The following is a 16,386-nucleotide window of genomic DNA, read 5'->3' on the forward strand; positions in this document are numbered from 1 at the left end:
AGCTCAGGGGTAGACGGTGATCGACCGCTCCACCCCGGCGGAGGGCGGCACGGGGAGCACGGCCAGCGCGCCGGCTGCGGTCAGCGTCACGGCGGCGTGCACCGCTCCGTCCGGACGGAGCAGGTACGTCCTGCCCGCTCGCACGTCGACGCTGCGAGCCTCGCCGGCAGGGACGACGATCTCCTCGGGCGCGTCGCCCTCGATCGAGGTGAGAGTGACGGTGGCCTCCTCGTCGGACGTGTTGGCCACCTGGAGCTGCGGCCGCGGCCCGTCCGGTACGGCGACGGCGACCTCGGTGTCGATCTGCGCCGCGGGCGTGACCCAGGCGAAATCGGAGTCCGCGCCGAACCCGTCCTGTTGCCGGACGCCCGCCACGACGGGGACGTCCGCATCGATCTCGACCGTGTAGGTACCCGGCTCGAGGCCGCTGAGCGAGACCTGGGCGGGCTCGTCGGCCGAGAGCGGCACCGCGAACTCTTCGAGTCCCGCGCTGCCGGTCTGCGCGATCACACGGACACGCGCGGTCGCGTCCGCACCGGGGGCGAGGAGGCGGAGCACCGTCATGTCCCCTTGGTCGCCCGCCGCGGCGAAGGCTTGCACACCGGGGAGGACGACATGCTGCTGCGGTCCGGAGACCGCCTCCTGCTGGTCCACGCCCGCAGGATCGAGCACGCGCATGAGAGCAGACTGCAGCACCGCGCGCACGGGGGCACCGACAGCGCTGACCTTGACGACAGGGAGGTCGTTTCCCGCTGCGATGGCCGTCAGCGGGAGCGCCGTCTGCGTACGAGGCGGCACGATCACCGTCCGGCCGCCACGGGCAGTCCCGTACACGGCCAAGGTCACCGTCGAGGGGACGTCTGCCGTGTTCGCGAGCAGGACGACGTCCTCCGCGCCGGTGCCGACGCTGCCGCCGACCAGCCACGACTCCAGCCGCGGCACTCCGCACGGCGACGCCGCGAGCCCCGCGAGATCGTCGGCGGCCAGGGCGATGGACTCGGCTCCCGCGATCAGCGGCGCCGTACGGCCGTCGACCGTGCCGGTGAGCACGGGGACGTCATCCCCGCCGACGAGGTCCGGCACGGCGAGACCGGTCTGCGAAGGCGCTCCGGAGGTGCCCCCCGTGGTCACTCGTGGCGTCCCCGCCGCTCGCATCTCGGACGGCTCGGCCGAATTCCGGCCGAGCGCGCGGAAGTCGCCGGAGCAGACCAGGACGCTGTCACCGGGAAGGGGTGTCACCTGCTCCTGCGCAGGCTCATGGGTCACGGTCGGCCAGGGCGCGTGCACGGCTGAAGCGACGCCGACGACACAGGCCGCGGCCACCACGACCCCGGTGACGAGCCGGGCACTGGTCGCCGCGACCCGGAATGCGCGATCGCCGGTCATCGGTCCTCCTCCGGGGTACGCGGAGCATCCGCGGGCGCGGCGGACGGGCTGTCGTCCACTGCCGGGGCGTCCGCCCTGTCGTCCTGGTCATCGGAGCCTGCACGCGCGTCCTCGCCCTGCTCCTGAGGCTCGGCGTCCGCGATCGGCGCAAGCGCTTCGTCGCTGAGGGCCGGTTCGTCCTGCGGATCCTCCACGGCGCCCACGGGCGGCTCGTCGATGGGTTCCGGCTCGCGGTCCTCCGCGTGACGCGGGAGCACCAGCGGCTCCTCCGGCGCCTTGCCCACGATGCGGGACCGAGCCCGTGCGGCGCGGCGCGACGCGCGCGTCGGAATGGACAGCAGCAGAGCAGCGAGGACGACGAGGAGCTGGACGGTCACCACCAGGCGAGCCGTCCCCTCCTCACCCGCGCTGAGCTCCGCGGGTGCGACGGGCTCGCCCTCGAGCCGCCAGAGGACTCCGCGGTCCGTGGACCCCGCCTGCACGAGCCCCGCCCGCTGATCGATCGCGGCGATCGACGCCGTGCGGAGGGTCCGTGCACGATCGCTCTCGTCCGACACTTCGGCGAGGAGGACGTAGCTGATCCCCTGCTCGAGCAGCTGCGCCGGGGCATCGAAATCCCGGGCGGAGATGAGGTCCACCGCGAGCGTGGAGACGTCGGTTCCCTGAGGGCGGACGGCGGTCGAGAGCATCGTGGTCTGCGACCCGAGCGTCTCGCTGGCCCCGTGGACGACCTCGACCGCGAGTCCGCCGTCGTTCTGCGGCGTGAGGATGAGAGTGGCGATCGGCTGGTCGCCGGCGGCCTGCGCGCGGACGTACGCCGGCAGAGTCGATTCCGGGCCGTTCGTCAGGAGGCCCCGGTCGGCGTGCAGCGCGGTGAGCGCCGGCACGGCGCACACGACGAGCGCGAGAGCCGCGACTCCCGTCGCCGCGACGCGGAGCCGTGGCAGCGGGAACGCCGTGTCCAGGGTGACCGTCGCGGCGCCGACCACACCGATCCACGCCAGGCTCAGGCCGGTGCCGGGCCAGATCGGCACCGCGGTCCCCTGCGCGAAGGCCACGCTGACGCCCACCGCGAGGAAGGCGGTGGCGAGTCCGGCCAGGGCGACGATCAGCAGGGTGATGCCGGCACGCCACCGCGGCGACACAGCGGAGCCGAGCGCCAGCAGCGCGAGCGGGGCGCACAGCAGCGCCGCCCAGGTGCCGGGAAGGACCGAAGCCCAGCCGGCGAGGTCCTGCGTCGGGAAACCCGTGGCGAGGGCAAGACGCCCGGCGGCGTCGGCCGCCGCCTGCGGCCCGAACCATGTCAGTCCGGGGTCGCCGAAGAGGCCGAGGGGAGTGCCGTGCGCGAACTGCCAGAAGATGAGCGGCGCGAAGACGGCAGCGGTCGGCAGAGGCAGCCAGAGCAGGCGGCCGGCGCCGCGGAACTGGGCGGTGCCGAGCACGATCCCCAGGGCTACGACCCACAGGACCGCGAGCGCGGGTGCCAGGACCGGCGCACAGGCGACGACCGCGGCGAGCAGCAGCGAGGCGCTGCCGGCCGCGCCCCAGGAGCGGTGCGCGACGACGGCGGAGTGGAACAGCCACGGCAGCAGCAGGTGCACGAGCACCGCGGCCGGCCGACCGTCGACGAGAGCGGTGAGGAAGGTCGGTGCCAGTGCCCACGCGATACCGGCGAAGATGCGCAGCCCGGCTCGATCGGTGACGCGTGTGGCGGCGAACCACCCGCCGAGGAGGGCGAGCGGCAGCGCGAAGATCCACAGCAGCACCATCGCGAAGGAGGGCGCGCCGGGCCACAGGGACCCGACCAGGGCGATGATGGCGGCGAACGGATCGGCGGGGCCGACGACCTCGAGCCCGAGCCCGCGCAGACCCCAGGCGGCGTCCCGCCAGAGCGCGCCGACGGTCTCCCGGAGCGGGAGGAGAGCGCCACCACCGAGCGCCGGCCACGCCAGCAGGCTCGTGAAGGAGGCGATGCTCACCACGAGAGCGGCCAGCACGGCCCACGCGCCACCACCGGAGAAGAAGCGGAGTTCGCTCACCGCGCCGTGCTCGCTGCCGTGGCCGTCATCGAGGCGGCGCCGCAACTGCGCCGGCGTCACGCGCAGGGGGGCGATACTGGCCCAGGTGGAGGACCGGAAGGCGCGGATGCGACCGCGCGAGCGCGCAACGGCCCCGAATCGAACCATCGCGAGCAGTGCGGCGCCCCACTCCGGGAACACCGCCTCGGGGCGCTTGCCGACGAGATGGGCGAGAGAGCGCCAGAGCGCGAGCGGGAGGAAGGTCAGCCAGTGCAGCGGCACCGCCGCTGTCGGCGCGTACGCAAGCCGCCGGTGCAGCTGCGCGAGACGCGTGACGAAGGCCCGGCGGGATCGTCCCGCGGGCAGAGCCGCCGGACCGTCCGGGGCGGCGGAGACCCGCGCCGCCGGAGCGAGGACGACGCGGCCGCCGCCGAGCCGGGCGCGCACGCCGAGGTCGAGTCCCTCGTCGGCGCCGGCCAGCGCCGGGTCCGGCCGCAGGGCGTCGCGGACCTCGCCGCGGATGAGCAGACCCCGGATGTCGGCGCCCAGGGCATCGTCCATCCGGTCGTGCTGCCCCTGATCCAGCTCGCCCGCCGCCAGCTCGACCGCGCGGCCGAAGGTGGTCATGCTCACGCCCAGGGAGACGATCTCACGGTCGTTGTCGGTGGCGACGAGCTTGGGGGCGACAATCGCCGCGGACGGCGACCGCTCCAGCATGCCGGTGAGGCGCTCCAGCGCTCGCGGATGCGGCGCAGTGTCCTGCGCGAGGATCCAGATCGCGGCCCCGTCGAGGAGACGCGGTCGCGCCAGGTCGAGGGCTTCCACGAAGGATGTCGAGGACCGGGCCTCGATGATGCCCTCGACGGTGGCACCGACGGCCTCGCTCTCCCGCGCGGTCGTGGCGTCTCCGCAGATGATCAGCGTGACCGCCGCGGGCGGGAGCGTCTGGGAGCGGACGGCGTCGAGCGTGCGGAGAAGCTGGGCGCGGGCGGAGGGGCCGGGGCGCGCGACGATGAGGGCATGAACTCGGGCTGGCATGACGTGGTCAGCCTATGCGGGGCTCCAGGCTGGGAAGCGCACCGCTCCCGGCGCGCCCACGAAGCCGCAGGCGAAGACGGCTCAGCTGGCGCGACGCTTGAGCTTGCGACGCTCGCGCTCGGACAGCCCGCCCCAGATGCCGAAGCGCTCGTCGTTGGCCAGCGCGTACTCGAGGCACTCGCCGCGCACGTCGCACGCGGTGCAGATGCGCTTGGCATCCCGCGTGGAGCCGCCCTTCTCCGGGAAGAAAGCCTCGGGATCGGTCTGCGAGCAGAGCGCATCGCTCTGCCAGGCGAGGGCGTTGTCGTCGTCCTGGTCGGACCGACGGACCCCGGGGACACCGAGGTTGACCGGATCGACGAACCAGTTCTCCGGCACATCGGAACGGTAACCCGTCATGTCGACCTCCAACCCTTCAGAAACCGCCCCCCTGGCGGGCCGTGCTCACCTAATTACACCCGTGTCATTCGCTCGGGTCAAGTCGCGGATCGTAAACCCTCAAGCGATTCTTGAAGGTTCATGACGACCTCTCGGCGTGTCGCGGTCGTCGTCCTGGAGCTCAGCGGCCGGGCCCGGCGACGAAGGCCTCGCCCGGTCCCGACAGCGTCAGCGTGCGCTCCGCCACGTCGGCGAACGCGGCTGTCCCGATCGGCACGGCGGTCTCGGCGCCGGACTCCGCCGTCACGCGGACGGAGCCGGCGGTGGCCAGCACCATGGTCGGGCCGTCCACGTCCAGTGTGATCGACGCGTCGTCGAGGCGGACTCGGCGCAGCGCGAAGTCCGGCACGGGCACCGGGTACGCCGTCACGGCCTCATCGCCCGAGGGGCGCAGCACCGGCACCTCTCCCGGCGTGGTGTCCAGCACCGCGAGGAGCTCGGGGACATCGATGCGCTTGGGCGTCAGACCGCCGCGGAGCACGTTGTCGCTCGCGGCCATGATCTCCACCCCCAGGCCGGAGAGGTACGCGTGCAGCAGCCCTGCGCGCAGGAAGACGCCCTCGCCGCGGTGCAGCACGAGATGGTTCATGAGCAGGGCGACGACGACCCCCGGGTCGCCCGGCGAGGTCTCGGCGATCGCGGACACCGCGCGCAGGGCCGGGTACTCCTCCCCCGCTGCGCCGGCAGCCGCGTCGACGACGGCGGCGATGATCTCCTCCACCTCGCTCTGCGCTCCGCCGCCGAGCAGCCAGCCGATCGCGTCCCCGAGCGGGTCCTCTTCGCCCGCGAGCCGCTCCCGCAGAGTCCGCACCCCCGGCCCGACCTCGAGCGCGTCGAGCAGGCGCACGGTGTCGGCGACCGGACGCAGACCGCTGAGCGACTCGAAGCGGTCGCTGAGGGCGACGATGAGCTCCGGCTTGTGGTTGTCGTCGCGGTAGTTCCGCCGCGGATCGTCGAGCGGTAGCGCACTCTCGCGCGCCCAGCCCTCGCGTGCCTGCTCCCTCGTCGGGTGCACCTGGATCGACAGCGGTCGGGCCGCCGCGAGCAGCTTCAGCAGATACGGCAGCGTGCCCCCCGTCACCTCGTCCAGCGTTCCACCGCCCGCCACGTCCGCCGGGTCGCCCGGGTGGTCGCCGAACCACACCTCGGCCTCCGGAGCGCCCGTCGGCGTGCGCCCTTCCAGCTCGGCGAGGAGCGAGGGCGATCCCCAGGCGTAGTCACGGGGCACGTTGGTGAGGCTGCGCAGCATGCCCCCAGCGTAGAGCCCGACGCGACGCACAGGTGGGATCGGCGCCCGTCGAGGTAGCCTGAGTCGCGATGGCCCAGTACACCAAGCACCCCGTGGCCGCCCCGCCCACCGCGCCGGAGCGCGAATCGACGGGGCACCTCCTGCTGCGCGGGTACGTCATCGCCGTCCTCTTCGTGGCGTTCGCCCACTCGGCGGTGTACAACCTGCTCGGCGAGATCGGGGCCGCCGTCGTGCTCGCGCTCTTCAGCGCGGCCACCCTCGCGATCGGCGTGCCGATGCTCGCCCGGAAGCGCCCGCAGGCGTTCCGCTGGCGACGGCTGCCCTGGGCGGCCGTCGGCTACACGGCTCTCGCCCTCCTCTCCGTCGCCTGGTCGCACTGGCGCGTGCCCACCGTCGCCACGGGCGTGCTCCTCGCCGCCGTCACCGTGAACGGACTGTTCATCGCGCACGTCCTCACGTGGCAGGAGATCGTGCGTGCCCTGTCGTCCGCCTTCAAATGGATCCTCGGGCTCTCCCTCGCGCTCGAGCTGTGGGTGTCGTTGGTTCTGCACGGCCCGCTGCTACCGAACTTCGTCGACCTCCCCGACGGCAGGATCGACCCCCAGTGGTACTGGGTCCGCGACAACCTCTTCGACGGGGGGCGCATCCAGGGCATCCTCGGCAACGCGAATCTGCTCGGCATCGTCTCCCTGTTCGCACTGATCACGTTCGGCGTGCTCTTCGCGGCGAGGGTCCGCTGGCGGACGACGCTCGCACTGTGGATGCTCCTCGCGGCGTACTTCCTCGTCCGCACCGCTTCCGCGACCGCGCTCGCGTGTGCCGCCGCTGCCGCCGTGGTCCTCGTGGTCGCGCTGCTCATGCGCCGTGCGACCACGCCCACCGCGCGCACCCGGATCTACGTCGTCGCGATCGGGGCGACCGCCGTCGGCGCCCTCGCCGTCTGGCTGCTGCGCGAGCCACTCCTCGGACTCCTCGGCCGCAGCGCCGACCTCACCGGCCGTTCCGACAAGATCTGGGCGAAGGTCCTCGGACGCGTCGGTGAGCACCCGATCATCGGCAACGGGTTCTCCAGCCCCTGGGTGCCCGACGACCCGGCCTTCGACGGCTGGATCGTCGACCACGGGATCACCGTCTTCCACGCCCACAACATGTGGCTGGACGTGCTGCTGCAGCTCGGCGTCATCGGTCTGGTGCTGATGGCCGTGGCGTACGGCAGCCTGCTCTGGCGCTCCTGGTTCTTCGCGGTGGACCGCCCGCGGTGGGATCTCGACGCCCGGCGCCCGTACTCGCCGCTCACCCTGCTGCCCAGTCTGTTCACCGTGGTGCTGCTGGTGCAGGGGCTCACGGAGTCCACCCCCATCATGCTCTGGGGCTGGCTGCTCCTCGTACTCCTGTCGTTCAAGCTCAAGTCGGTACCCCTCGTCGGCGTCGGCGAGCGCGACCTCGTGTTCGAGCGCGGTACGGCTCCGCGGCGGGTGCCGTGACGACGGGGCGACCGCTCGTCCGCCTGCTCGGCTCGGCGGAGATGGCCAGGGCGTTCACGCTCGCGGCGCTGATCGCCGTGTTCGGGTCCTTCGCCATCGGGAGGATGACGTCCGAGGTCACGCTCGCCACCGTCATCACGGCTCTGTGTCTCCTCGGCGCCGCGATCCTCTGGGTGCGCCGGGAGGAGCTGTCGCCGCTCCGCATCGCGCCGTCCTCACTGCTGGCTTTCCTGGTCTGGGCGCTCGTGAGCCTGCTGTGGACGACCGACCGCTCCGACACGGTCTTCGGGTGGCTCTCGCTCTTCGGTTACGCGTTCCTCGCCATCACCATCGGGCATATCCGCGACACCCTGCAGACCGTCCGCGCACTGGGCGACACGCTCCGCGTGCTCCTCGGCGTCTCCCTCGGCGTGGAAATCCTCTCCGGCGTCCTCCTCGACCTCCCCTTCGCCTTCCTCGACATCCAGGGGAACCTCGCCGCGGGCGGCCCTGTGCAGGGCCTCTTCGGCAGCCGCAACATGCTCGGCTTCATCGCGGTCCTCGCCCTCATCACGTTCGTCATCGAGTGGCGCACCCAATCCGTCGATCCGCCGCTCGCCGTCGTCTCGGTCGCCCTCGCCGGCGGCTTGGCGTTCCTGTCCGCCTCACCGACGGTGCTCGTGCTGGCGGTGGCCGTCGGCATCGTGACGGTCGCGCTCACCATCGTCCGCCACACCGCTCCGGCACGCCGCAACCTGGTCCAGTGGGCGCTGGGCATCCTCGTCGCCCTCGCCCTCACCATCGCGTTCGCGCTGCGTCATCAGATCATCGCGCTGCTCGACGCCGGCTCCGACTTCTCCATGCGGGCCGAGCTGTGGAACATGATCCTCGACTTCGTCGCGGTGAAGCCGATCACCGGGTGGGGCTGGTTCGGCGACTGGGCTCGAGGCGAGTACCCTTTCACGTTCATCAACTTCCAGCTCGACGACCGGCACCAGAGCGCGTTGAACGCCTTCTTCGACGTGCTGCTGCAGCTGGGCGCCGCCGGACTGGTGCTGTTCCTGCTGCTCGGCGGCATCGCGCTGATCCGCTCGTGGCTGGTCGCGAGCGTCCGTCGGTCGGTGGTCTACGCCTGGACCCCGATCACGCTCGTCACCCTCGCGGTGGACTCGATGTTCGAGAGCTTCACCCTGGTCGGCGCCGGCTGGTTCATGCTCGCGCTCTGCGCCCTGCGCGCCGGTCAGTCCCGGTCGTGGCGCGAGAACATCGACGCGGCGCACACGGGTGCCATTCCCACCCTGCGCCCGCAGGAGTGACGCCGACGCGCGGTCAGCGGACGGTGGGGAGCTTCTCCGCCCAGGCGAGCGCGTCGCGCACGCCGTCGTCGACGGAACGCTCCGCGCGCCACCCCAGCACCTCACGTGCCCGGCCCACGATCGCGTAGGCCCCGGCCTGGTCTCCCGGGCGACGATCCGTCTCGACGACCGTCAGCGGCGCACCTGTCACCCGCTCGAAGGCCTGCACGAGCTCGCGCACCGTGACGCCGTCTCCGGTGCCGAGGTTGATCACCTGGTACGGCTGGTCCGCCGTCGTGACGTCATCGAAGCGCGTGATCGCGGCAACATGAGCCAGCGCCAGATCCCAGACGTGCACATAGTCCCGCAGGCCGGACCCATCCCTCGTCGGCCAGTCCGTCCCCGTGATCGTAAAGGGGGCACCGGCTGCGCGGGCCTGCATGATCTTGCCGAGCGCGTGCGACGGTGTGGGGTTCTGCAGCCCCGTGCGCAGCTTCGGGTCTGCACCGATCGGGTTGAAGTAGCGGAGGGCGATCGCCCGGAAGTCGCCGGCGGCGGCCGCGTCCGCGAGGATCTGCTCGACCATGGCCTTGGTGGTGGCATAGGGGCTGGCCGGGGCGATGCGGCCTTCCTCGTCGACCCCGTCACCCGCCTCCCCCGCGTAGATCGAGGCGGAGGAGCTGAAAACGATACGGGCGATGCCGGCGTCGCGGAGGCGGCGGAACAGCGTGATCGTCTTGCCGACGTTGCTGTCGTAGTACCCGAGCGGATCGGCGACCGAATCCGGCACGACCACACGCGCGGCGCAGTGCACGACGGCGTCGATATCGGGGTGGTCCGCGAGCAGGCGGTCGAGGACCGCCGCGTCGGCGATGTCGCCGACGTAGAGGTCACGCCCCTCGCCGAAAGCGGCGAGGCCCGTGGAGAGATCGTCGAGGAGCACGACGTCGATCTCGGCCTCGATGCATGCCGTCGCCACCGTCGATCCGATGTAGCCGGCCCCGCCGGTGATCAGTACCTTCATCGCGGCCAGTCTAGCCAGGCGGGTCGAGCGCGCCGCCAGCGGCTCTCCGCAGATCCGCAGGCGACCAACGGTAGGCTACTCACGGCTCGTCGAGTCCCCGCGCTGCCCATCGGCAGCGGCCGCGGCACCAACAACGGAGAACCTCCCTGTGGCCCACGTCCTTCAGAATGTCGTCTTCCCGCTCGATCGCGACCCCGACCTGCTCCCGCTGTACGCCGACCCGGAGACGTGGTCCGTGATCGAGGAGGAGCCGGTCCGGGTCTCCAGCCGGGCGCACCTCGGCAACATCCTCGGCCGCCACCGGGCGCGGATCGTGGCCGGGCGCCGCGTCTCCCTCGGTACCTACTTCAACGCCTTCCCCGCCTCCTACTGGCAGCACTGGACGAGTGTCCGCGAGGTGCGGCTCACGGTCCGGACCACGGGTCCGGCGACCATCCTCGTGTACCGCTCCAACGGCTCGGGTGTGCGCCAGCGCGTAGCGACCCGCGAGGTCACCGGCGAGGCGGCGACGGCCTTCGACCTCGACCTCACGCAGTACAGCGACGGGGGCTGGATCTGGTTCGACATCGTCGCCGACGAGAAGCCTGCCGTGCTCGAGGGCGCGGAGTGGACCACCGAGCAGGAACCCGCTCGCACGGGCAAGGCGTCGCTCGGGATCACCACCTACAACAAGCCCGACTACTGTGTGGAGACGCTGCGCGCCCTCGCCTCCTCCCCCGATGCCCTGGAGTTCGTCGACCGCATCTTCCTCGTCGACCAGGGCACCCAGCTCGTCGCGGACCAGGACGGCTATGCCGAGGTCGCCGAGCGACTCGGGGAGACACTCCAGGTGATCCGCCAGGGCAACCTCGGCGGGTCGGGCGGCTTCGCCCGGGCGATGCACGAATCCCTTCAGCGTCCGGAGAGCGACTTCGTCCAGCTCCTCGACGACGACGTGCGCATCGAGCCGGAGTCGCTGCGTCGCTCCATCGTGTTCGGCCAGTATGCGACCACGCCGGTCCTCGTCGGGGGGCACATGTTCGACCTCCTCGACCGGCCCAAGTTGCACGGCTGGGCCGAGGTCGTCGACGAGGGGCCGTTCATGTGGCGCAATCTCTACCAGGAGAAGATGCCGCACGACTTCGGCGCGTCGAACCTTCGCCAGTCGACCCTGCTGCACATGCGGATGGACGCCGACTACAACGGCTGGTGGATGTGCCTCATCCCGCTCGACGCTGTCCGTCAGGTCGGGCTGTCGCTCCCCGCTTTCATCAAGTGGGACGATGCGGAGTTCTGCCTTCGCGCGGGGGAAGCGGGCTTCCCGACCGTATCGATGCCCGGCGTCGCCCTCTGGCACGTCTCCTGGGTCAACAAGGACGACTCGATCGACTGGCAGGCCTACTTCCACGCCCGCAACCGCATCGTCGCCGGCCTCCTGCACTCGAACGCGCCGCGCGGCGGCCGCCTCCTCGTGCACAGCCGCCGGGTGGACCTCAAGCACCTCATGATGATGCAGTACTATCCCGTGGCGCTGCGAGCGAAGGCGCTGCGCGACGTGCTCTCCGGCCCCGACCACATGCGCCGGAACCTGGCCACCGCGATGCCGGCCGCACGAGCCATGGCCGCCGAGTATCCGGAGACGGTGATCCACCGCGATCCCGCCCGGGTCCTGCATTCCCGGCACGGGCGCCAGGTCTACAAGCGGCTGCGGCGGCACGAGTACGACAGCCCCACCGGGTTGCGGCTCCGTGTGTTCACCCTGCGGACGCTGCTGTCGCACTGGATGCATCGACCGGACCCCGCGAACGTCGCCCAGCCCGAGGTCGAGTTCGGCAAGGACGACGCGCACTGGTGGCGGGTGCCGCACTTCGACAGCGCGCTCGTCAGCGCCGCGGACGGCTCCGGGAAGAACATCTACACGCGCGATCGCGCCAAGTACCGCCGGATGCTGCTCGAGACGGTCCGCCTGCACGCCGAGTTGCGCCGACGGTGGCCCGAGCTCCAGCGGCAGTATCGGGAGGCGCTGCCCGAGCTCGTCTCGCCGTCCTCCTGGCAGCAGATCTTCGAGGAGAAGGCATGACCGTCGAGACCCCCGTGTTCGACCCGGCGAGCACGGCGATCGTCATCGTGACCTTCAACCGGTCGCACCTGCTGTCGGGATTGCTGACGAGCATCACGGCGATGGACCCGAAACCGGGTCGCGTCGTCGTGATCGACAACGCTTCCTCGGACGACACCACGGACGTCGTCGAGTCTTTCCGGGACGACATCGGCACGGAGATCGTCTATCGCCGGCTCGACGTGAACACGGGCGGATCCGGTGGCTTCAGCGAGGGCATGCGCACCGCCTACGATCTCGGCGCGGAGTGGATCTGGATGATGGACGACGACGTGGAGGTCCTGCCGGACGGCCTCGCCCGCATGGGGGCCTGGGCCCCCCGGTTCAAGAGCATCCAGGGCCGACGCTATGACTACGACGGCAGCGAGTTCTACTGGCAGTACCGTATCGCGGAGCGGATGGGGATCCCGATTCCCTTCGCACCGGCCGGCTTCGACTCCTCCGGCTACAAGGAGATGAACAGCGGCTGCTTCGAGGGCATGTTCATCCATCGCTCGATCGTGAAGCAGATCGGTCTCCCCGACCCCCGGTTCTTCATCTACTGGGACGACCAGATGTACGGCTGGCTGGCCTCACGGCTCACCACCGCCGTCATCGTGGACGAGTTCGTCCTCCGCCGTACCCGCGAGATCAAGCAGTGGGACATGGGCATCCGGCACATGAACGCGTCGAGCAACGCGTATCGCTACTACATCATGCGCAACCGCGCTTTCATCAAGCAGTACTACCGCGTGCACGGCGTCTACAATCCCGTGCTCTTCGGCCTCGGGACGACCGCCACGTTCTTCAAGGAGCTGATCCGTCTCGTCTTCGTCGAGCGCACGGTGCGCGGCACGAGCAACCTGTTCCGTGGTCTCCGGGACGGCGGGCGCATCGGGCGCGACCGCACGTGGGAGCCGATGAGCCCTCTGGAGGCGTGACGATGGACGAACAGCAGCCGGAGGTGCGGTGGGCACCGCTTCCCCCCGCGCCGAAGCGCACCGGTCGGGTGTGGGTGATCGTCGGGCTGAGCGTTGCCGCGGTCGCGATCATCGCGCTCGTGCTGTTCTTCGTGCTGCCCCGGGACGGCGGACCCGCGCCTGTCGGGAGTGCGAGTCCATCTCCGACCGCCGGCGCGTCCGAGACGCCCGATCCCTCGCCGACTTCCACGTCGACCGCGCCCGCGACGCCGGCACCGGAACCGACACCGATCACCACAGCGCCTCCGGTCGGCGACCCCACGGTCGACGTGTTCCGCGACAAGGTGTCCGGGTGGCTCAACTCCGCCGACCGCGGCCTCGACATCATCGCCGGGGCGAGCGGTCAGGATGCTCTCCCCGTCGTGGACTCGCTGCAAGAGGACGCCCAGCGGCTCGGCGACGCCCTGCCCCCGTCCTCCATACAGGACTCCTGGCTCTCCGGCGTCGAGGCCTACGCCCAGCGGCTCACGACGCTGCGCTCGGCGATCGAGAGCGGGTCCGGTGTCTCCGGGGCTATCGACGGCGCGCGCTCCGCCGCGGCGGACCTGCGGGATCTCGTCGGGCTCTGACGCCCCGGATCGGCGCGCGGCGTCAGATGGAGTAGTCCGCGTTGTAGCGGTCGAGCACCTCGTTGATCGGGCCGTCCAGAGCGAGGGTGCCGCGATCCAGATACAGTCCCCTGGTGCAGAACCGGCGCAGGTCGCGCTCGTTGTGGCTGACGAAGAACAGCGTGCGGCCGTCCGCGAGCAGCTCGTCGATGCGCTTGTAGCACTTCTCTCTGAAGGCCTTGTCCCCGACGGCGAGGACCTCGTCGACGAGCAGGATGGGCTCGTCGAGCTGGGAGACGACGGAGAATGCCAGACGCACCTTCATGCCGTTCGAGAGGTGCTTGTAGGGTGTCTCCTCGAAGCCGGCAAGCTCGGCGAAAGCGATGATGTCGTCGTACCGGCGGGCGACCTCGTCCTTCGACATGCCGTGCAGTCCGGCGGTGAGCCGGACGTTCTCGCGGACCGTCAGGTCGCCGACGAACCCGCCGGTGATCTCGATGAGCGGGGCGACGCCGCCGTTCACGCTCACGGTGCCTTCGTCAGGGAGCAGGACGCCGGCCACGAGGCGGAGCAGCGTCGACTTCCCCTGCCCGTTGCGACCGACGACACCGATGGACTCCCCCGGCTGCACGGTGAACGAGACGTCGCGAAGCGCCCAGAACTCGCCAGGGCGCGAACGACGGGACGCCCCGGCGAAGAGGTCCTTGAAGCTGCGCCGCCCCCGGCGGTTGCGTCGGAAGCGGACCCCGAGGCCCTGCACGTCGATCGCGGCGTCCATCACAGCTCCTTCAGGACGGGACGCTCGAGGCGACGGAACGCCCAGACGCCCAGCGCGAGGATGAGCAAGCACATCACGACGCTCACCGTGAGCGTGAAGGGATTCCACTGGTCGGGGAAGAACGGCATGCGGTAGAGCATGAAGATGCCGGCGAGCGGGTTGAAAGCGCCGAGGGTCTGGAAGATCCCCGGGAGGTCGGTGACGTTGTAGATGATCGGCGTCGCGTAGAACATCGCCCGCAGGATGAGGGCGGTCGTGCGCTCGAGGTCCGTATACAGCACGCACAGCGGCGCGACGAGCAGGCCGAGGCCGACGAGCAGCACCGTCTGCATGAGCACGGCGACCGGCAGCCACAGCACGCCCCAGCCGATCTGCACGACCTGGTCGGCATGGCTCTCGAACAGCAGGTTGACGACGATGAACAGCACCAGGACCGGCAGCGAGAACAGATACTCCATGCCCTTGCTGAGCACGATGCGGTTGACCCAGATCGAGCGGGGGATCGACGTCGAGCGGACGAGTCGCGCGTCCTTCTTGAACGCGCGGGTGAAGTCCGACACCGAGCTGTTGAACCATACCCACGGCAACAGCGCGCTGATGAGGAAGATGATGTACGGCTCCTCGCCGACGTCGCGCCGGAACACCTGGGTGAAGACGAACCAGTAGATCGCGCTCATCACCAGCGGATCGAGGACCGACCACAGGTAGCCGAGGAAGCTGGTCGCATACCGGACCTTGAGGTCGCGGGCGGACAGCAGCCACAGCGAATGCAGATAGCGCCGGGGCGTCCCGGGCGCCCCGACAGCAGCGTGACTCACGGTTCCGAGTCTAGGAGAGAGTGTTGTTCCAGAGCGACAGCGCCGACCCGATGGCCATGTGCATGTCGAGGTACTGGTAGGTGCCGAGGCGGCCTCCGAAGTGCACGTCCTTCTCCCCCTTCGCGAGCTCGCGGTAGGCCAGCAGGCCCTCACGGTCGGTCGGGGTGTTCACCGGGTAGTACGGCTCGTCATCGCGCTCAGCGAAGCGCGAGAACTCCCGCATGATGACGGTCTTGTCGGACTCGTAGACGTCCTTGCGCTCCGGGTGGAAGTGCTTGAACTCATGGATCCGGGTGTAGGGCACGTCCATGTCCGGGTAGTTCATGACGCTCGTGCCCTGGAAATCGCGGACGTCGAGCACCTCCTGCTCGAAATCGAGCGTGCGCCAGCTCAGCGCCCCCTCCGCATAATCGAAGTACCGGTCGACGGGGCCCGTGTACACGACGGGGACCTGACCGACGGTCGCCTTCTTGCTCAGGGGCTGGGACTCGTCGAAGTAGTCCACGCCGAGCTTCACCTCGATGTTCGGATGATCGGCCATGCGCTCCAGCCACGCGGTGTAGCCGTCTGTGGGCAGGCCCTCCCAGGTGTCGTTGAAGTACCGGTTGTCGTACGTGTAGCGCACGGGGAGGCGGCTGATGATGTCGCCGGAGAGCTTCTGCGGGTCGGTCTGCCACTGCTTCGCGGTGTAGTCGCGGAAGAACGCCTCGAACAGGGGGCGCCCGACGAGAGCGATGCCCTTCTCCTCGAAGTTCGTCGCAGACTTCGCGTCGAACTCGCCGGCCTGTTCCTTGACGAGAGCGCGAGCTTCGTCGGGGGTGTATGCCGCCTGGAAGAACTGGTTGATCGTTCCGAGGTTCACCGGCATGGGGAACACGACGCCCTTGTGCGTCGTGTAGACCCGGTGCACGTAGTTCGTGAACGACGTGAAGCGGTTGACGTACTCCCACACCGTCGCGTTCGACGTGTGGAACAGGTGCGCGCCGTAGCGGTGCACCTCGATCCCGGTCTCCGGCTCGGCCTCGCTGTAGGCGTTGCCGCCGATGTGCGAGCGGCGGTCGATGACGGTCACCTTACGGCCCGCTTCCGCGGCGCGCTCGGCGATGGTGAGGCCGAAGAAGCCGGAGCCGACGATGAGGAGGTCCATGCGTGATTCTTTCCTGTCTGGAGCCCCAGCCGGGGACCCGTCGCGGCAGCCCGTTGGAGGCAGCCGTTGGCCCTCCCATGCTACCCGTGACCACCGTCGGCACCGGTCAGCGGCGTCCGCCCGCGCC

Annotated in this window: 13 protein-coding genes; 5 read left to right on the forward strand and 8 right to left on the reverse strand. The window is 70.4% G+C overall.

Going from position 1 to position 16,386, the window contains the following annotated elements; genetic code table 11:
• Window positions 1–3: 3 nt before the first annotated feature.
• The 4 genes from CYL12_RS06260 to manA all read right to left on the reverse strand — a co-directional run bounded on the left by CYL12_RS06260 (window position 4) and on the right by manA (window position 6,129).
• Complete coding sequence (locus tag CYL12_RS06260; RefSeq protein ID WP_101846495.1) at window positions 4–1,386, reverse strand: DUF5719 family protein; 1,383 nt, start codon at window positions 1,384–1,386, stop codon at window positions 4–6.
• Window positions 1,383–4,442 (reverse strand): glycosyltransferase, encoded by a 3,060-nt coding sequence (locus CYL12_RS06265; RefSeq protein WP_101846497.1) that lies wholly within the window; start codon window positions 4,440–4,442, stop codon window positions 1,383–1,385. Before CYL12_RS06265 ends, CYL12_RS06260 begins: the two co-directional genes overlap by 4 nt.
• Window positions 4,443–4,523: 81 nt before the next feature.
• A complete protein-coding gene (locus CYL12_RS06270; protein WP_060921730.1) occupies window positions 4,524–4,841 on the reverse strand; it encodes a WhiB family transcriptional regulator in 318 nt (105 codons plus the stop codon).
• A 160-nt stretch (window positions 4,842–5,001) separates the two neighbouring features.
• Window positions 5,002–6,129 carry a mannose-6-phosphate isomerase, class I gene (manA, locus tag CYL12_RS06275; protein WP_101846498.1) on the reverse strand — a complete coding sequence of 376 codons (1,128 nt, stop codon included), beginning with the start codon at window positions 6,127–6,129 and terminating at the stop codon, window positions 5,002–5,004.
• Window positions 6,130–6,197: 68 nt separating this feature from the next.
• Between manA and CYL12_RS06280 the strand changes: the two genes are divergently transcribed.
• Window positions 6,198–7,613 (forward strand): O-antigen ligase family protein, encoded by a 1,416-nt coding sequence (locus tag CYL12_RS06280; protein ID WP_101846500.1) that lies wholly within the window; start codon window positions 6,198–6,200, stop codon window positions 7,611–7,613.
• Window positions 7,610–8,908, forward strand: a complete 1,299-nt coding sequence (locus CYL12_RS06285; protein WP_101846502.1) for an O-antigen ligase family protein — start codon at window positions 7,610–7,612, stop codon at window positions 8,906–8,908. Before CYL12_RS06280 ends, CYL12_RS06285 begins: the two co-directional genes overlap by 4 nt.
• Window positions 8,909–8,921: 13 nt before the next feature.
• On the opposite strand, the gene galE is transcribed toward CYL12_RS06285, so the two are convergent.
• On the reverse strand, window positions 8,922–9,911 hold the full coding sequence (gene galE / locus CYL12_RS06290; RefSeq protein WP_101846504.1) for a UDP-glucose 4-epimerase GalE: 990 nt from the start codon (window positions 9,909–9,911) through the stop codon (window positions 8,922–8,924).
• A gap of 148 nt (window positions 9,912–10,059) precedes the next feature.
• On the opposite strand from galE, the gene CYL12_RS06295 reads away from it, so the two are divergent.
• Genes CYL12_RS06295 through CYL12_RS06305 form a run of 3 tightly spaced genes read left to right on the forward strand, consistent with a single transcriptional unit; the run spans window position 10,060 to window position 13,537 of the window.
• Window positions 10,060–11,970, forward strand: a complete 1,911-nt coding sequence (locus tag CYL12_RS06295; RefSeq protein WP_101846506.1) for a glycosyltransferase — start codon at window positions 10,060–10,062, stop codon at window positions 11,968–11,970.
• Window positions 11,967–12,929, forward strand: coding sequence for a glycosyltransferase family 2 protein (locus CYL12_RS06300; protein ID WP_101846508.1), 963 nt, complete (start codon window positions 11,967–11,969; stop codon window positions 12,927–12,929). The genes CYL12_RS06295 and CYL12_RS06300 overlap by 4 nt, the downstream gene beginning before the upstream one ends.
• A gap of 2 nt (window positions 12,930–12,931) precedes the next feature.
• Window positions 12,932–13,537, forward strand: a complete 606-nt coding sequence (locus CYL12_RS06305; protein WP_233486851.1) for a hypothetical protein — start codon at window positions 12,932–12,934, stop codon at window positions 13,535–13,537.
• 22 nt (window positions 13,538–13,559) lie between these two features.
• Here CYL12_RS06305 and CYL12_RS06310 read toward each other — a convergent pair whose 3' ends face one another.
• Genes CYL12_RS06310 through glf form a run of 3 tightly spaced genes read right to left on the reverse strand, consistent with a single transcriptional unit; the run spans window position 13,560 to window position 16,259 of the window.
• On the reverse strand, window positions 13,560–14,294 hold the full coding sequence (locus CYL12_RS06310; protein WP_101846512.1) for an ABC transporter ATP-binding protein: 735 nt from the start codon (window positions 14,292–14,294) through the stop codon (window positions 13,560–13,562).
• Window positions 14,294–15,112, reverse strand: a complete 819-nt coding sequence (locus CYL12_RS06315; RefSeq protein ID WP_101846514.1) for an ABC transporter permease — start codon at window positions 15,110–15,112, stop codon at window positions 14,294–14,296. The genes CYL12_RS06310 and CYL12_RS06315 overlap by 1 nt, the downstream gene beginning before the upstream one ends.
• 10 nt (window positions 15,113–15,122) lie before the next feature.
• A complete protein-coding gene (gene glf, locus CYL12_RS06320) occupies window positions 15,123–16,259 on the reverse strand; it encodes a UDP-galactopyranose mutase (protein ID WP_101846516.1) in 1,137 nt (378 codons plus the stop codon).
• Window positions 16,260–16,386: the final 127 nt, after the last annotated feature.

Source organism: Zhihengliuella sp. ISTPL4 (genome assembly GCF_002848265.1).
Classification (GTDB): Bacteria; Actinomycetota; Actinomycetes; order Actinomycetales; family Microbacteriaceae; genus Microbacterium.

Bases quoted from the DNA above. Each gene is read 5' to 3' on its own strand.
- CYL12_RS06260 (WP_101846495.1), bottom strand. From the start codon at position 1,386: ATGACCGGCGATCGCGCATTCCGGGTCGCGGCGACCAGTGCCCGGCTC.
- galE (WP_101846504.1), bottom strand. From the start codon at position 9,911: ATGAAGGTACTGATCACCGGCGGGGCCGGCTACATCGGATCGACGGTG.
- CYL12_RS06310 (WP_101846512.1), bottom strand. From the start codon at position 14,294: ATGGACGCCGCGATCGACGTGCAGGGCCTCGGGGTCCGCTTCCGACGC.
- CYL12_RS06305 (WP_233486851.1), top strand. From the start codon at position 12,932: ATGGACGAACAGCAGCCGGAGGTGCGGTGGGCACCGCTTCCCCCCGCG.
- CYL12_RS06280 (WP_101846500.1), top strand. From the start codon at position 6,198: ATGGCCCAGTACACCAAGCACCCCGTGGCCGCCCCGCCCACCGCGCCG.
- manA (WP_101846498.1), bottom strand. From the start codon at position 6,129: ATGCTGCGCAGCCTCACCAACGTGCCCCGTGACTACGCCTGGGGATCG.
- CYL12_RS06300 (WP_101846508.1), top strand. From the start codon at position 11,967: ATGACCGTCGAGACCCCCGTGTTCGACCCGGCGAGCACGGCGATCGTC.
- glf (WP_101846516.1), bottom strand. From the start codon at position 16,259: ATGGACCTCCTCATCGTCGGCTCCGGCTTCTTCGGCCTCACCATCGCC.
- CYL12_RS06265 (WP_101846497.1), bottom strand. From the start codon at position 4,442: ATGCCAGCCCGAGTTCATGCCCTCATCGTCGCGCGCCCCGGCCCCTCC.
- CYL12_RS06270 (WP_060921730.1), bottom strand. From the start codon at position 4,841: ATGACGGGTTACCGTTCCGATGTGCCGGAGAACTGGTTCGTCGATCCG.